Origin of the sequence: Rhodococcus sp. Leaf233 (assembly GCF_001426165.1) — a bacterium.
GTDB lineage: Bacteria > Actinomycetota > Actinomycetes > Mycobacteriales > Mycobacteriaceae > Rhodococcoides > Rhodococcoides fascians.
In genome coordinates this window covers 551,053-566,594 of sequence record NZ_LMRO01000008.1, presented here as the reverse complement: position 1 = coordinate 566,594, position 15,542 = coordinate 551,053, and the positions used below count along the sequence as shown (strand labels likewise).

Here is a 15,542-nt window from a genome sequence, read left to right as displayed (position 1 = left end):
AGACGCGACCACCGACAAGTTCCGTCGGAGAGACCTCGGGGGTCTGTTCCCGGTAGCTTCTACAGGCATGGTCGCTCACACGTCAGCCGGTGCGCACACCGTCGTTCATGCCCCGAAACACGAAACGTTCGACCTGGTCGCGAAGACCAACGTCGACCCCAAGGGGTTCGTTCGCGTGGTCGACGAATACCGCGTCGAGCCGTGGGGGCTGTACATGGCCCGGCCTTCCGACCATGCCCACTTCGACTACCTGGAGTCCTGGCTACTGCCTGCTCTCGGGCTCCGGGCCTCGGTGTTCCACTACCTGCCCGCGCACGCGAGAGACCAGGACTACTACGTCGACATCGGCGAGTACACGGCCGGGGCCAGCCGATGGACCTCGGTCGATCACTATCTCGACCTCAGTGTTCGCACCGGCCGCGACTACGACCTGCTGGACGTCGACGAGCTGTTCGACGCGCGCGTGGCGCAGCATCTGGACACCCCGACGGCCGAGCGGGCGCTGTCCCGATCGATCGCGGCCATCGAAGGACTGACGCGGCACGATTACGACCTGAACGCCTGGCTCGCGTCCGTCGGCATGCCGACGGAATGGAACGGCAAACCGGCCTGAACCGCGCAGCTCTGCCTCAGGCAGTCCAGTTCGTCTCCTCCGCCCACTGCCACGCCCGCCGATAAGCCACGTCGAACCACGGTGCCTTCGCGTCTACGTAGGCATCGATCGCCGGTTGATATTCGGCGATTCCGGCGGCGGCTTCTGACGCACGCCGCTTGATAGCGGCGTATTCCGTCGCGACAGCCGCGTCCGCCCGGAGCCAGTCGCGGAACAACAACGCGAACGTCTGGTTCGGCCAACCGTCGACTCGAACATGGACGTTGGCCGGTCGCCCGGGGTCTGCGTTGCCGTGAAAACGCTTGCCCCACACGGCCGGATCGGCCTCACCACCCACTCCGTAAGCGGGCTTCGGATCGTCGAAGTCACTGGACTCGACGCCGGGGAACCCGGCGACGCGCAACTGTTCGCCGACGGAATCTGCGTCGGCCAGCGAGCGCACCGTGATCTGGATGTCGAGCACGTCCTTGGCGTCGAGTCCGGGTACCGCCGTCGATCCGACGTGGTCGATCCGAACAGCCTTGTCCCCACACGCGAGAGCAAGGCGCGCGATCATTCGCCGCGCCTGGGATTCCCAGGCCGGGTCTGCAGTCACGACTTCCGGATGCGTCCGGGCGACAATGCCCTCTCTGAGGTTGCGCTCGAAGGGAATCACGCGCTCGTTCCACAAGTTTCGTACCTGATCGTCGACGCTGCCGGGCGCACCCGTGTTGTCTATCCACACATCTGCCGCCGCTCGGCGCGCATCGTCGGTCGCCTGCGCGGCGATGCGCGCGCGGGCATCGGCCTCGGGCATGTTTCGTTGGCCGGTCAGCCGACGTACTCGTTCCTCGGCGTCGACCCAGACGACGACGACCAGATGGAAGAACGGAGCCATCGAGCCTTCGACGAGAAGTGGAATATCTTGCACCACCACGGCATCCGCTGCCGCACCCTCGATGATCTCGGTAGTGCGCTGTCCGACCAATGGATGCACGATGGCGTTGAGCTTCTTTCGCGACTCCTCGTCGCCGAAAGCCTTGGCGGCCAAGGCCGGCCGATCGAGTGACCCGTCGGGTGCCAGTATCTCGGTACCGAAGGTGTCCGTCAGTTGTTGCAGCCCAGGCGTTCCCGGCTCCACCACTTCGCGGGCAAGTACGTCCGAGTCGACGAGCACTCCCCCGAGTTCGGTCAGCACTTTCGCCACGGTCGATTTGCCGGCACCAATTCCGCCGGTCAGTCCCAGTCTCAGCATGCGTCCAGTCTGACACTCGAACACGCCGAAGCCCACCAGCCCCAAATGCACCGGTTTTGCAAGCCTGTCGGTTATCTTCGACGAGCGCGACCTCGATGTGCCGACCCACCGCCAGCGAAAAGGACACCCATGCAAAGCAATCAGATCCAACCGGGTCGGCACCGCCTCGGCATGGATGCAGGCGTTCATTGCATTCTCATTCCAGAAGTTGCCTCGGCGCTGGCCGACCACCGGCGTAACTGGTTCACCAACCTCCTGACCCCTGCCCGCCACAGCTTCGCCACGATGCGTAAGCGCACGGCGAGCGTCGGCCAGTGGAGTCCAGCCACCGCCGCGTAGTTCGCACTCCCCCTCAACCTTGGACCCGGTTCACCAGAACCGGGTCCATTGTCGTTCCCGTTGCACCTGCGTATTCGAACGAGAAAGCCCCGGTTCTCACAGGGAGAACCGGGGCCGAGGTCACACCCTCACGGGTGGACTACTTCTATCAGGCGTTGCCCGACAGCTTCTCGCGAAGTGCAGCGAGCTGCGCATCGCTGGCCAGCGATCCACCGGTCGAGGCGGGAGCCGACGCTGCGGGAGCATCGCCTTCTGCATCGGCGGGAGCCTGACCCGACTCGGAGGAGTAGTTGGTGTTGGCGGCTTCGGCAGCTTCGTCCTTGGCCGTCTTCTCCATCTGAGCGGTGTGCATCTTGTGGCGACGCTCGGCCTCGGCGTAGCGACCTTCCCACTCTTCACGCTGCTTCTCGTAACCTTCGAGCCATTCGTTGGTCTCGGAGTCGAAGCCCTCGGGGAAGATGTAGTTGCCACCCTCGTCGTACGAGTCGGCCATGCCGTACTTGGACGGATCGAACTCTTCTGCGTAGTCCTCGTTGGCCTGCTTGAGGCTCAACGAAATCCGGCGACGCTCGAGATCGATGTCGATGACCTTGACGAGTGCGTCGTCGCCGACACCCACGACCTGGTCCGGAACCTCCACGTGGCGCTCGGCCAGCTCGGAGATGTGCACGAGGCCCTCGATGCCCTCTTCGACGCGAACGAACGCACCGAACGGAACGAGCTTGGTGACCTTGCCGGGCACGATCTGGCCGATCGCGTGGGTGCGAGCGAACTGGCGCCACGGATCTTCCTGCGTTGCCTTGAGCGACAGCGACACACGCTCGCGGTCCAGGTCGACGTCGAGAACCTCGACGGTGACCTCGGTGCCGACCTCGACAACCTCGGACGGGTGATCGATGTGCTTCCAGGACAGCTCGGAGACGTGCACCAGGCCGTCGACGCCACCCAGGTCCACGAAGGCACCGAAGTTGACGATGGAGGACACGACGCCCTTGCGGACCTGGCCCTTCTGCAGCTGGTGCAGGAACTCGCTGCGGACCTCGGACTGGGTCTGCTCGAGCCATGCGCGACGCGACAGGACCACGTTGTTGCGGTTCTTGTCGAGCTCGATGATCTTGGCCTCGATCTCCTTGCCGACGTACGGCTGGAGGTCGCGGACGCGACGCATCTCGACGAGCGAGGCGGGGAGGAAGCCACGGAGACCGATGTCGAGGATGAGTCCACCCTTGACGACCTCGATGACGGTGCCCTTGACGGCCTCGTCCTTCTCCTTGAGCTCCTCGATCGTGCCCCAAGCGCGCTCGTACTGAGCTCGCTTCTTGGACAGGATCAGACGGCCTTCCTTGTCCTCCTTGGTGAGGACGAGTGCTTCGATCTCATCTCCCACGGAGACGACCTCGTTGGGGTCGACATCGTGCTTGATGGAGAGCTCGCGGGAAGGGATGACGCCTTCGGTCTTGTAACCGATGTCGAGTAGAACCTCGTCACGATCGACCTTGACGATGGTGCCCTCGACGATGTCACCATCGTTGAAGTACTTGATCGTGGCGTCGATGGCGGCGAGAAAATCCTCTGCGGAGCCGATATCGTTGACGGCTACCTGCGGTGAGGTTGTGGTTGAGGGCATGTGTTGAGTTGCTCCGGACGGGTTGGGTATCGGTTGATGGATGTTCGGTCGGACTTGTGAAACGTGTGCAGCACGAGCATCTTCCGCGGATCCGTTGCCGGCTCCGCACGCGTCGACGCCGGGCGAACCCGACCTGGGCGCAGCATGAACACACTCGCGTTGATCAGGGTACGCGATGCCGCAGTACCAGCACAAACCCGGTTAGAGTCGGCGTGTGACCGATCCTTCCGCACCGTCGTCCACCCCCGGCCGCGGCCGAATCGATTCGGTCGCGAGCGACCGCGCGAGTCGAACCTGGTGGGATTCGGATGCCGACAATTATCACCGTACGCACGGCGCGTTTCTGGGCGCGTCGACCGAATCCGGAGAGTTCGTCTGGTGCCCGGAGGGACTGCACGAGGGCGACGTGCATCTGCTGGGTGACGTCGCGGGCAAGGACATTCTCGAGGTGGGCTGCGGCAGCGCACCCTGCGCCCGCTGGCTCGGGACTCAGGGGGCGCGCGCCATCGGCCTCGACATCTCGATGGGCATGTTGCAGCGCGGCGTCGACGCGATGACCGCGGGCGGGTCGACGGTTCCGCTGGTGCAGGCCAGCGCCGAGTCCCTACCGTTCGCCGACGAACGGTTCGACATCGTGTGCTCGGCCTTCGGTGCGGTTCCGTTCGTCGCGGACTCCGCCAATGTGATGAAGGAAGTGGCGCGGGTACTGCGGCCGGGCGGCATCTGGGTGTTCGCGGTCAACCATCCGATGCGCTGGGTGTTCCCCGACGATCCCGGGGTGGGCGGTCTGACCGCGACGATTCCGTACTTCGATCGAACCCCGTACGTCGAATACGACGCCGACGGGACCCCCAACTACGTCGAGCATCACCGCACGATCGGTGATCGCGTGCGTGAACTGGTCGCCGCAGGTCTCGAGGTTCGCGACATCGTCGAGCCGGATTGGCCGGAGTGGCTCGACCGCGAGTGGGGTCAGTGGAGCCCACTGCGCGGCCAGCTGTTTCCCGGCACCGCGATCTTCAGTAGTCGAAAACCGCGGTGAGTCCGTAGTCGATCAGCGCCGGTGCACCCTGGCTTCGACGGTCTCGGTGAAGGCGCTGGTCGACGCCTGCCCGCCGAGGTCTGCTGTCGCGACCCCGGATTCGACGGTGTCGTCCACGGCGTGCCGAATCCGGCCGGCCGCGGCGGCGAGCCGTTCGTCCCCGTGCCGATCGGCGAGCCACTCGAGCAGCATCGCGGTCGACAGGAACAGCGCCGTCGGGTTGGCGCGATTCTTGCCTGCGATATCCGGGGCGGATCCATGGGAGGCCTGTGCCATGGCTTGGGTACGCGAAGAGTTGATCGACGGTGCCGTACCGAGTGACCCGGACAGCTCTCCGGTCAGGTCGGAGAGGATGTCCCCGAACATGTTCTCGGCCACGATGACGTCGTAGTCCTCACCGCGTCGAACCAGATGCGCCGCGAGGGCGTCCACGTGCTCTTCGGTGACGTCTACCTGCGGAAACTCCTCGCCGACGGACCGGCAGGCATCGCGAAACAACCCCGTCGTCAACGACAGCACGTTGGTCTTGTGCACGATCGTCACTTTCCTCCGCCGCCGGTCTGCGAGCGAGAAGGCCGCACGAGCGATGCGTTCGCACGCCGAACGGGTGAACACTCCCACCGCGAGCGCTACATCGGGCGTGGGCATGAACTCGCCACCGCCGACGAACATGTTGCGGTCGGCGTAGAAGCCCTCGGTGTTCTCCCGCACCACCACCAGGTCCATCTGCGGCGACATCGCGCGCACTCCAGGGAGTGCCTTGGCCGGACGGATGTTGGCGAACAGATCGAAATGCTTGCGAATTCGTCCGCCCGGAGTCAGCTGAGATCGGAACGGCTCGGGGTACGACGCGCTGTCGTGAGGCCCGAGAATCCACGCCTCGAGCCTGCCGAGCTCGTTCAACGTGTGCTCGGGCATCGGCGTTCCGTGCTCGTCGAGAGCACTTAACCCCAGCGGCAAGTGCTGCCAGTCGACGACGGGACCGTGCACAGCGGCCAGAGCTGCGTCCACCACCCGGATCGTCGCAGGGACGATCTCGTGACCGATACCGTCGCCGGTCATGGCCCCAATTCGTAAAGTCGGTGCATCTCGTCCGTCCGTCTGCGCCATCATGACTACATGGTGCAGTCCGCCGAACTCCTCCTCGACTCGGGGCTCGATACTGCGGTTCGCCGCGAGTGGGCGGCACTCTCCGATGCCGGCCTGCCGAGCCAGAACCGTCATCGGGGCGAGTCGAATCGCCCACACATCACCGTCTCGGTGGCGTCGTCCATGCCCGCGTCCGTCGATTCCGGTACGGCCGTGCGTTTCGACCCGTTCGATGTTCGTCTCGGCGGCCTCGTCGTATTCGGTGGCCGGACCGCCACCCTGGCCCGTCTGGTCGTGCCGAGCGTCGAACTGCTCGACCTGCATGCTCGGATGCATGCCGCCGTAGGCCCGGGCTCGTTCGACAACGTCGCCATCGGGCATTGGACGCCGCACGTGACGCTGGCCCGGCGGTTGACACCCGACGAAGCCGGTGCCGCGACGCGCCTGCTGTGCCCGCACCTGGACGACCTGATCGGCTCTGCCGTTGCCTTGCGTCGGTGGGACGGCGACAACAAGTGCGAATGGCGCATCGGCTGACCGCCGGGCCTGTCAGAACCGGAAGTCTCCGAACTGGGTCACCTCCGCGTGTGTATCCGGCGTGCGGCCGACAGCGACCCACGCATCGAGGGCGAGAAACATCAACACAACCACCAGTACAATTGTCATGCCACCAGCGTCCTACCTGCGCCGACCCAACACGAGTGGCAGTAACGACATGTATCGTCGATTTTCTGCCATACTGCTGTCATGCTAAAGAAGGTGGTCGCAGTATTGCTGCCGTTGACCGAGCAGTTCGAGCTCGGCGTGGCCTGCGAGGTGTTCGGATTCGACCGCTCCGACGAGGGACTGCCCACCTACGACTTCTCGTTGATCGCCGGGGTCCCCGACACGATTCGCACCCGGGTGGGTTACACGATCGATGTGCCCCACGATCTCGACCGGCTCGACAGCGCCGATCTGATCATCGTTCCGGCCGGCGGCACCGAATCGGCCGACGACGGAAGCTACGTGTGCGGCAGTAAGTACAGCCCCTCGATCGAGCCACTACTCGACAAACTCCGTGCGGCGGTGGACCGAGGCGCGCTGGTCGCCAGCCTGTGCAACGGCGCGTTCGTACTCGGCGCGGCGGGCCTGCTCGACGGCAGGCGGTGTACGACCCATTGGCGACACTCGGCCTCCCTGGCCGCGAAATACCCGTTGGCCCAGGTCGATCCGAACGTTCTCTACGTGGACGACGGGAATGTACTGACCAGTGCGGGCACGGCGGCCGGTATCGACCTGTGCCTGCACATCGTCCGCAAATACCAAGGCAGTGTCGTGGCCAACGGAATCGCGCGCAGAATGGTCGTTCCGCCACACCGTGACGGCGGCCAGGCGCAGTTCGTCACCAGTCCACTACCGGCGATTCGAACCGAAACGTTGGCACCGTTGCTCGATTGGATGACCGAGAACCTCGATTCGGAACTCACGATCGGCCGACTGGCGGCGCGGGTGAACATGTCGGCTCGCACATTCGCCCGGAAGTTCGCCGCCGAGACCGGCACGACGCCCGCGCGGTGGCTCAACGACCAACGCGTACTGGCTGCGCAGCAGCTCCTCGAAAACTCTGACCTGCCCATGGATTCGATAGCCGAAGTCGTCGGTTTCGGCAATGCCGCAGCCCTGCGCCAGCATTTCGTCAGACTTCGCTGCACGACGCCCAACTCGTACCGCCGAACATTCCGGGCCGCGCCGCAACCCGTGTGACGGACCACGGAGAGGAGTGGGTCCGGGAAGATTCCGGAGAACCTCTGCGTTGAGACGAACAAGAAGCGCAATCAATCGAAAGGGTACGCGTGGCCACTCAGACTTTGACTCAGCAGAATTTCGACGAGATCGTCACCAGCAACGACGTGGTATTGGTCGACTTCTGGGCCTCTTGGTGCGGTCCGTGCCGCCAGTTCGCGCCGACGTTCGAGAAGTCTTCCGACGCGCACCCGGACATCGTGCACGCCAAGGTCGACACCGAAGCCGAACAGGGCTTGGCCGCTGCCGCGCAGATCCAGTCGATCCCGACGATCATGGCCTTCCGCGAGGGCATCCTGGTCTACGCCCAGCCCGGCGCATTGCCCGCTCCGGCGCTCGAAGACCTCGTCGGCCAGATCAAGGCACTCGACATGGACGTCGTCCGTCAGCAGATCGCCGAGCAGGCACCCGCAGCGGAGTAGTTCCCTCACAGCACAAAACGAAGGGCCGCTCACCGAATCCGGTGAGCGGCCCTTCGTCATGCATGAGCCAGCCTCGACTCAGTGAGCTGCGGCATCCCAACTGCGGCCGGTACCGACCGACACCTCGAGGGGCACCGACAATTCGATGGCCGACGACATCTTGTCACGCACCAACGCCTCGACTTCCTCGCGCTCGGAGTCGACGACCTCGAGTACCAGTTCGTCGTGCACCTGCAACAGCATGCGCGACTTCAAGGTCGACTCCGCCAGAGACTTGTGCACGTCGATCATCGCTACCTTGATGATGTCTGCGGCAGTGCCCTGGATCGGAGCGTTGAGTGCCGCACGCTCGGCGACCTCGCGACGCTGACGATTGTCGCTGTTGAGATCTGGCAGGTAACGACGACGGCCGTACAGCGTCGAGGTGTAGCCCACCTTTCGGGCTTCCTCGACCGCGTTGCGCAGGTAGTCGCGCACGCCGCCGAAGCGAGCGAAGTACGCCTCCATCTGCTGCTTGGCTTCGTCGGTGGAGATCTTCAACTGCGCGGCGAGGCCGAACGCGCTGAGTCCGTAGGCGAGGCCGTACGACATGGCCTTGACTCGACGGCGTAGTTCCGGGGTGACCTCGTCGATCGGTACGCCGAACGCGCGCGAACCGACGAAGCTGTGCAGGTCCTCACCGGTGTTGAACGCTTCGATCAGCCCCTCGTCACCGGATACGTGCGCCATGATGCGCATCTCGATCTGGCTGTAGTCGGCGGTGAGCAGGGTGTCGTAGCCGGCACCGACCACAAAGCCGTCGCGGATGTGGCGACCCGCCTCGTTCCGCACCGGGATGTTCTGCAGGTTCGGTTCGGTCGACGACAGTCGTCCGGTGGCCGCGACGGTCTGATTGAACGTGGTGTGAATGCGGCCGTCGTCGGCGACGGACTTGAGCAGGCCGTCCACCGTCACCTTCATTCGTGTGGCATCACGGTGGTCGAGCAGGAATTTGAGGAACGGATGCTCGGTCTTCTCGAACAGCCCCTGAAGTGCGTCGGCGTCGGTGGTGTACCCGGTCTTGGTTTTCTTGGTCTTGGGCATGTCGAGTTCCTCGAACAGCACCACCTGCAGCTGTTTGGGCGATCCGAGATTTATCTGCTTGTCGATCACGCCGTACGCGGAATTCGCGGCCTCGTCGACCTGCGCAGCAAAACCCGATTGCAGCGAGCGCAGGTGATCGCCGTCCACTGCGATGCCCGTGGCTTCGATATCGGCAAGCACTGTCAGCAGCGGCAGTTCCATCTCCGAGAGCAGAGTGGTCGACTCGATTGCCGCGAGTTCCGCGTCGAGGGCGTCGGCGAGATCGATGACCGCCCGCGCCTTGAGAATTTCGCCCTCGGCGAATGCCGCGTCAGCGGTGTCCTCGGCGTCGAGAAGTGACATCTGCCCCTCGCCCGCATCTTCGACGCGTAGTTCGCGCTTGAGGTAGCGCAGCGACAAGTCGTCGAGGTTGAACGACCGCTGACCGGGCCGGACGAGATACGCCGCGAGCGCGGTATCGGTCGTCAACCCACCGAGCGTCCATCCCCGACCACGAACCGCGTGCAGTGCCCACTTCGCCTCGTGCAGAGCTTTGGGTCGATCCGCATCGGCGAACCATGCGGCCAGTGCGCGTTCGTCGGATTCGTCGAGAGCCGTCGTGGTGACGAAGGCGCCCTCGCCGTCTGCTGCCGCGATGGCCACCGAGGTCGCGTCGCTGTCGTACGGCCTGCGCGGTCCGAGGATGGATACCCCGCTACGCCGACCGTCGGACGCGTGCTCGTCCAGCCACGCCGCCAACTCCCCGGGCGCGACGATGCCGCCCCGAACGTCGAACCCTTCTTCTGCCTCGGGCTCGACCGAGGCGAGTGTCTCGAACAGTCGATCCCGCAGGATGCGAAACTCCAGATCGTCGAACAGGGCGTGGATCTTCTCGCGATCCCACGGGGCCAGCTCGAGTTGATCGGGCGTGAAGGGCAACGGCACGTCGCGCACCATCTCGGTGAGCTCGCGGTTGAGCACCACACTCGACAGGTTGGCCCGCAATGCGTCGCCCACCTTGCCCTTCACCTTGTCGACGTTGTCGACGAGGGCGGTGAGCGACCCGTATTCGATGATCCACTTGGTCGCCGTCTTCTCCCCGACGCCGGGAATGCCGGGAAGGTTGTCGCTCGGATCTCCGCGCAGAGCTGCGAAGTCCGGGTACTGCGACGGCGTCAGACCGTATTTGGTGGCGACCTCGTCCGGAGTGAATCGCGTCAGGTCCGAGACACCCTTGCGGGGATAGAGCACTGTGACGTTGTCGGTGACCAGCTGCAGTGCGTCACGATCGCCGGTGACCACGAGGACGCGATAGCCCAGTGCCTCGGCCTGTGTGACCAGAGTGGCGATGATGTCGTCGGCTTCGAATCCTGCCTCGGCCATCACGGGAATGCCCATGGCACCGAGCACGTCCTTGGTGATGTCCACCTGGCCCGCGAACTCGTCCGGCGTCTTGCTCCGATTCGCCTTGTATTCGGGGAACCGCTCGGCTCGGAACGTTTGCCGTGACACGTCGAAGGCGGCGGCGATGTGCGTCGGCTTCTCGTCTCGCAACAGGTTGATCAGCATCGAGGTGAACCCGTACACGGCATTGGTGGACTGACCGCTCGTGGTCTTGAAATTGTCCGCCGGCAACGCGAAGAAGGCACGGAAGGCCATCGAGTGACCGTCGATGAGGAGCAGCGTCGGACGCTCTTCGGCTGACTTCGCATCGGTCCGGGCTGCGGGTGCTGCACTTTTGTCGGTTACTGGGCTCACGGTTGACCAGTCTAGGTAGCGGGTCCGACATCACGTAGCCGGATGCGGGCACCGCGACGCAATCGCCGCGGCACCGATCTTCCGCAGCGCGAAACACAACCGATACTTTCCGGAAATCTCAGTTGCCGATTTTGCGTCGTTTCAACGGATAGAGTCCGACAATTGCAGTAAATCCCCATCCCGTGACTCAACGACAACCGTCCGGAGGACGTGCGTGGCTCCAAATGTTCGATGGACCAGAAAGGTGCAACCACCGAGGTTGCGCGCAAGATCTGCAGTTCGCGTATTCCAGCGAACACTCCTACTCGCCATCCTGAGTTCCATTGCGGCGCTGCTGTTCAGTGCGCCTGCGTTGGCGCAGGAACCTACCCCCACTCCCCCGGCGGCACCGGGAACCAGTGCCGAACAGGCACCGCCCGCAGACGCCGTCAGCGTCGCGGGATCGCTCAACAACGGTGGAGAACGCCTCGAAGGGGTCGATGTTGCGGCGCTCGACGCGTCGGGCAGCGAAGTGGCCCGCACCACCAGCGAGACCGGCGGACGCTGGACTCTCGAATTGTCGCCTGGCACATACACATTCCAGGTGGTCCAGGAAACGCTCCCCGACGGGGTGAGCGTGCAGGGCGAGGTCGAGCGCGACGTGCAGGCCGGTCGCTCGAACACCGTCATCTTCTCCTTCGGTGAGGCCAGGACCGCGACCAGCACCCCGTTCTACGAGAAGTTCGTGCGCACCACGGTCGACGGCTTCCGCTTCGGTCTGGTCATCGCGCTCGCGGCGGTCGGTCTGAGCTTGATCTTCGGAACGACGGGCTTGACCAACTTCGCACACGGCGAACTCGTGACGCTCGGAGCCGTCGCGGCGTGGTTCTTCAATGTGAGCCTTGGGATACAACTGATCCCGGCCACCGTGCTGGCGATCATCGTCGGAGTCGCGATCGGCTGGCTCAACAACGCCCTGATCTGGCGGCCGTTGCGTAAACGTCGAACCGGCCTGATCGCTCAGCTGGTGGTCACGATCGGACTCGCCATTGCGCTGCGCTACCTCATCCTGATCTTCTTCTCCGACCGCTCGGAGCCATTCGACGACTACCAGGCTCAGACCGAGAACGACTGGGGCCCACTGTCGATCACCAACGTAAACCTCGCCTGCATCGTCATCAGCGTCGTCGTCCTCATCGGCGTCGCACTGATGTTGCAGCGCACCAAGATCGGTAAAGCCATGCGTGCGGTGGCCGACAACCGTGATCTGGCTGCCTCGTCGGGTATCAACGTCGAGCGCGTCGTGACGTTCGTGTGGTGCCTCGGTGGCGGCCTGGCCGCCCTCGGCGGCGTGCTGTTCGGGCTCTCCGAACTCGGCGGCCGCGTGCAATGGGAGATGGGCTTCAAACTCCTACTGCTCATGTTCGCCGGAATCACGCTCGGCGGACTCGGCACGGCCTACGGCGCATTCCTCGGTTGCGTCATCGTGGGTCTGCTCGTGCAGTGGTCGACGTTGGTCATCAATCCCGACCTCAAATACATCGGAGGGTTGCTCGTCTTGATTCTCATCCTCGTCGTCCGTCCTCAGGGCATCCTCGGCTCGCGACAAAGGATCGGGTGACCTGCACATGGATATCATCGGCGCACTTCAAATCTCTCTTGCTCAGCTGGTCGGCCCGTCGGCCATCTTCTACGCACTGCTCGCCATCGGCCTGAACCTGCACTTCGGCTACGCCGGCCTGCTCAACTTCGGCCAGATCGGCTTCGCCCTGCTCGGCGGCTACGGCGTCGGCATCACCACGATCACCTACGAGCAGCCACTGTGGCTCGGCATTCTGGTCGGTCTCGCTGCGGCCGGCCTGTTGGCTCTGGTGCTCGGCATTCCGACCCTGCGATTGCGAGCGGATTATCTCGCCATCGTGACGATCGCCGCATCGGAAATCCTGCGGCTGGTATTCCGCTCCACGGCAACCGATTCGGTGACCAAGTCCACCAACGGCATCACCGGATTCGCAGCTCCGTTCACCAACCTCAGTCCGTTCGAGGGTGGAAAGACGTACAGCTTCATCGGCGTTCGGTTCCTGGGTAACGACCTGTGGGCCATGCTCGTCGGCTGGACGTTGGTACTGCTGCTGTGCGGGGTCGTCTACCTGCTGACACACAGCCCGTGGGGTCGCGTTCTCAAGGCGGTTCGTGAAGACGAGGACGCTGCCCGGTCGCTGGGTAAGAACGTGTTCGTCTACAAGATGCAGGCACTCGTTCTCGGCGGCGTGATCGGCGGTATGGGCGGCGTGTTCAACGCACTGCAGACGCAGTCGATCAACCCCGACTTCTATTCGACCGCGCAGACGTTCTTCGCGTTCGGCGCTCTCATTCTCGGCGGTGCCGCAACGGTGTTCGGCCCCGTGATCGGCGCAATGCTGTTCTGGTTCCTGCTGTCCATTCCCGACGCGATTCTGCGGCAACTGATCTCGGGCGACGATCCGGTGCTCAACCTCACCGGTGCCCAGGTCGGTGCAACCCGATTCGTACTCCTGGGAATTCTGATCGCCGTGCTGATGGTGTTCAGACCCCAGGGCATTCTCGGCAACAAGCGAGAGGTTCAACTCAATGCCTGACCCGAGCACCGGTGCCGCCGCAGATGCGACACCGAGCAAGAAAGCCAGCACACTCGAAGCACGTGCGGCCAAAGCACTGTCGAGCGATCAGCGTGCCAGTCTGTTCGCCGGCGTCGCCAACGAGCCCGGGGCAGCCAAGCCCGACGCGACATTGGTGGTCGACGGGGTCTCGCGTACCTTCGGCGGCCTCAAGGCCGTCGACGTGGCGCACCTCGAGATCCAGCGCGGATGCATCACCGGTCTGATCGGACCGAACGGCGCGGGTAAGACCACACTGTTCAACCTGCTCACCGGATTCGACCGACCCGACACCGGCACGTGGTCGATGGACGGTCAGGAACTCGGCCGGATGCACCCACATCAGGTGGCACGCAAAGGCGTCGTGCGCACCTTCCAGTTGACGAAGGCACTGTCGAAACTGACTGTGCTGGACAACGTTCGACTGGGCGCGACGGGCCAACGCGGCGAGCGCATGATCAACACGTTCATGCCGTGGACGTGGAAAGCACAGGAGCGTCAGATCACCGAACGCGCCTATGAACTGCTGGGGCGCTTCAAACTCGACGCCAAGGCCGACGATCTGGCCGGCTCGTTGTCGGGTGGCCAGCGCAAACTCCTGGAGATGGCGCGAGCGTTGATGACCGATCCGTCGGTCGTCATGCTCGACGAGCCGATGGCCGGAGTCAATCCCGCTCTCACGCAATCGCTTCTGGGCCACATCAAATCGCTGCGCGACGACGGCATGACAGTGGTGTTCGTCGAACACGACATGGATGTCATCCGCGACATCAGCGACTGGGTGGTGGTAATGGCTCAGGGCAGCATCATCGCCGAGTCCACCCCGGAAGAGCTCTCCAACAACGGTGCCGTCGTCGATGCCTATCTCGGTAGCCATCACGATCAAGCACTCGAATTCGACGCCGACGGCAATCCCGTCGGAGCCACCGCCGAACTGGCCGAGGCATTGAAGCAAGCCGAGGTGGAGGAACTGCAAGCAGGAGGCGATCTTTCGGAACCGGAGTTCGTCAGCCCCGCAGCCACCGACACTGCTGCGGGCGGCTCGCACCGAGCCAAGGAGGACAACTGATGAGCGAACAAACTCTGACGCCGGCCGAGTTCGCGGCCACGCCGGGCGAGCATGCGCGTCTGGCCGAAGGAGCGTTGCTGCGCGCCGACGGTCTGGTTGCCGGGTACATCCCCGGTGTGAACATCCTCAGTGAGTGCAACTTCTTTCTGAACGACGGTGAGATCGTCGGCATCATCGGACCCAACGGTGCCGGTAAGTCGACTCTGCTCAAGACGTTGTTCGGCCTCGTGGCGGTCCGCGAGGGCAGCGTGAAGCTGCGCGGTGACAACATCACCTCCGCCGAGGCGCACGTTCTGGTGACCAAGGGCGTCGGATACGTGCCCCAGACGCAGAACGTGTTCCCATCGCTCACGATCGAGGAAAACCTCGAGATGGGAATCTATCTGCGGCCCAAGAAGTTCGGTGAGCGGTTCGACTTCGTCAGCGAGTTGTTCCCACTGCTCGGCGAACGCAAGAAGGTCAAGGCAGGTGCACTGTCCGGCGGTGAGCGCCAGATGGTGGCGATGGGGCGGGCCCTGATGATGGAACCGTCGGTGCTGCTGCTCGACGAACCGTCGGCAGGCTTGTCGCCGATGTTCCAGGACGAGGTCTTCATCCGCTGCAAGAAGATCAACGCGGCGGGCGTCTCGATCATCATGGTCGAGCAGAATGCCCGCCGCTGCCTGCAGATCTGCGACCGCGGCTATGTTCTCGATCAAGGTCGCAACGCCTACACCGATACCGGGCCGGCGTTGATGAACGATCCCAAGGTGATCGAGCTCTACCTCGGCACTCTCGCGGGAAGCAAAGAAAAGAAGGCCTGACCTTCTCGGCAGGAAGCCCCGACTCGACATAGTTCGAGTCGGGGCTTTCTCGTACCTGCGCCATAGGTACCCAACGTGGTGTAT

The 15,542-nt window shown here is 63.9% G+C and carries 14 protein-coding genes; 10 read left to right on the top strand and 4 right to left on the bottom strand.

The window, feature by feature from the left end; genetic code table 11:
- Positions 1–67: 67 nt before the first annotated feature.
- Entirely contained in the window at positions 68–613 is a 546-nt protein-coding gene (locus ASH04_RS10595) for a DUF402 domain-containing protein (RefSeq protein WP_032365527.1), read from the top strand.
- A 16-nt stretch (positions 614–629) separates the two neighbouring features.
- Here ASH04_RS10595 and coaE read toward each other — a convergent pair whose 3' ends face one another.
- Positions 630–1,847, bottom strand: coding sequence for a dephospho-CoA kinase (gene coaE, locus ASH04_RS10590; protein WP_057473493.1), 1,218 nt, complete (start codon positions 1,845–1,847; stop codon positions 630–632).
- A gap of 129 nt (positions 1,848–1,976) precedes the next feature.
- Between coaE and ASH04_RS10585 the strand changes: the two genes are divergently transcribed.
- Complete coding sequence (locus ASH04_RS10585) at positions 1,977–2,186, top strand: hypothetical protein (RefSeq protein WP_027497254.1); 210 nt, start codon at positions 1,977–1,979, stop codon at positions 2,184–2,186.
- 148 nt (positions 2,187–2,334) lie between these two features.
- Here ASH04_RS10585 and rpsA read toward each other — a convergent pair whose 3' ends face one another.
- The gene (gene rpsA / locus ASH04_RS10580) at positions 2,335–3,813 is read right to left on the bottom strand and encodes a 30S ribosomal protein S1 (RefSeq protein ID WP_027497255.1); all 1,479 of its coding nucleotides are present in this window, start codon (positions 3,811–3,813) and stop codon (positions 2,335–2,337) included.
- Positions 3,814–4,027: 214 nt separating this feature from the next.
- On the opposite strand from rpsA, the gene ASH04_RS10575 reads away from it, so the two are divergent.
- On the top strand, positions 4,028–4,855 hold the full coding sequence (locus tag ASH04_RS10575) for a class I SAM-dependent methyltransferase (RefSeq protein ID WP_032382851.1): 828 nt from the start codon (positions 4,028–4,030) through the stop codon (positions 4,853–4,855).
- A gap of 12 nt (positions 4,856–4,867) precedes the next feature.
- Here the strand turns inward: ASH04_RS10575 and ASH04_RS10570 are convergent, their stop codons facing one another.
- Complete coding sequence (locus tag ASH04_RS10570; protein WP_057473492.1) at positions 4,868–5,965, bottom strand: isocitrate/isopropylmalate dehydrogenase family protein; 1,098 nt, start codon at positions 5,963–5,965, stop codon at positions 4,868–4,870.
- Between the two features lie 9 nt (positions 5,966–5,974).
- Here ASH04_RS10570 and ASH04_RS10565 point away from each other — a divergent pair, with 9 nt between their 5' ends.
- The 3 genes from ASH04_RS10565 to trxA all read left to right on the top strand — a co-directional run bounded on the left by ASH04_RS10565 (position 5,975) and on the right by trxA (position 8,151).
- On the top strand, positions 5,975–6,481 hold the full coding sequence (locus ASH04_RS10565; protein WP_027497258.1) for a 2'-5' RNA ligase family protein: 507 nt from the start codon (positions 5,975–5,977) through the stop codon (positions 6,479–6,481).
- Between the two features lie 210 nt (positions 6,482–6,691).
- Positions 6,692–7,690, top strand: a complete 999-nt coding sequence (locus ASH04_RS10560; RefSeq protein WP_032365530.1) for a helix-turn-helix domain-containing protein — start codon at positions 6,692–6,694, stop codon at positions 7,688–7,690.
- A gap of 89 nt (positions 7,691–7,779) precedes the next feature.
- The gene (gene trxA, locus ASH04_RS10555) at positions 7,780–8,151 is read left to right on the top strand and encodes a thioredoxin (RefSeq protein ID WP_027497260.1); all 372 of its coding nucleotides are present in this window, start codon (positions 7,780–7,782) and stop codon (positions 8,149–8,151) included.
- Positions 8,152–8,229: 78 nt separating this feature from the next.
- Here trxA and polA read toward each other — a convergent pair whose 3' ends face one another.
- Positions 8,230–10,971, bottom strand: a complete 2,742-nt coding sequence (gene polA, locus ASH04_RS10550; protein WP_032370336.1) for a DNA polymerase I — start codon at positions 10,969–10,971, stop codon at positions 8,230–8,232.
- Between the two features lie 259 nt (positions 10,972–11,230).
- Here polA and ASH04_RS10545 point away from each other — a divergent pair, with 259 nt between their 5' ends.
- The 4 genes from ASH04_RS10545 to ASH04_RS10530 are packed head-to-tail and all read left to right on the top strand — an operon-like array spanning position 11,231 to position 15,458.
- Positions 11,231–12,571 (top strand): branched-chain amino acid ABC transporter permease, encoded by a 1,341-nt coding sequence (locus ASH04_RS10545; RefSeq protein ID WP_051365155.1) that lies wholly within the window; start codon positions 11,231–11,233, stop codon positions 12,569–12,571.
- 7 nt (positions 12,572–12,578) lie between these two features.
- On the top strand, positions 12,579–13,568 hold the full coding sequence (locus ASH04_RS10540) for a branched-chain amino acid ABC transporter permease (RefSeq protein WP_027497263.1): 990 nt from the start codon (positions 12,579–12,581) through the stop codon (positions 13,566–13,568).
- Entirely contained in the window at positions 13,561–14,655 is a 1,095-nt protein-coding gene (locus tag ASH04_RS10535; protein ID WP_027497264.1) for an ABC transporter ATP-binding protein, read from the top strand. Before ASH04_RS10540 ends, ASH04_RS10535 begins: the two co-directional genes overlap by 8 nt.
- Positions 14,655–15,458, top strand: coding sequence for an ABC transporter ATP-binding protein (locus tag ASH04_RS10530; protein WP_027497265.1), 804 nt, complete (start codon positions 14,655–14,657; stop codon positions 15,456–15,458). The genes ASH04_RS10535 and ASH04_RS10530 overlap by 1 nt, the downstream gene beginning before the upstream one ends.
- The last annotated feature ends 84 nt before the right edge of the window (positions 15,459–15,542 follow it).

Excerpts from the sequence above, each read along its gene's own strand:
- ASH04_RS10560 (WP_032365530.1), top strand. The coding sequence starts at position 6,692 with ATGCTAAAGAAGGTGGTCGCAGTATTGCTGCCGTTGACCGAGCAGTTC.
- coaE (WP_057473493.1), bottom strand. The coding sequence starts at position 1,847 with ATGCTGAGACTGGGACTGACCGGCGGAATTGGTGCCGGCAAATCGACC.
- ASH04_RS10585 (WP_027497254.1), top strand. The coding sequence starts at position 1,977 with ATGCAAAGCAATCAGATCCAACCGGGTCGGCACCGCCTCGGCATGGAT.
- ASH04_RS10535 (WP_027497264.1), top strand. The coding sequence starts at position 13,561 with ATGCCTGACCCGAGCACCGGTGCCGCCGCAGATGCGACACCGAGCAAG.
- ASH04_RS10540 (WP_027497263.1), top strand. The coding sequence starts at position 12,579 with ATGGATATCATCGGCGCACTTCAAATCTCTCTTGCTCAGCTGGTCGGC.
- ASH04_RS10570 (WP_057473492.1), bottom strand. The coding sequence starts at position 5,965 with ATGGCGCAGACGGACGGACGAGATGCACCGACTTTACGAATTGGGGCC.
- ASH04_RS10595 (WP_032365527.1), top strand. The coding sequence starts at position 68 with ATGGTCGCTCACACGTCAGCCGGTGCGCACACCGTCGTTCATGCCCCG.
- ASH04_RS10530 (WP_027497265.1), top strand. The coding sequence starts at position 14,655 with ATGAGCGAACAAACTCTGACGCCGGCCGAGTTCGCGGCCACGCCGGGC.
- rpsA (WP_027497255.1), bottom strand. The coding sequence starts at position 3,813 with ATGCCCTCAACCACAACCTCACCGCAGGTAGCCGTCAACGATATCGGC.
- ASH04_RS10565 (WP_027497258.1), top strand. The coding sequence starts at position 5,975 with ATGGTGCAGTCCGCCGAACTCCTCCTCGACTCGGGGCTCGATACTGCG.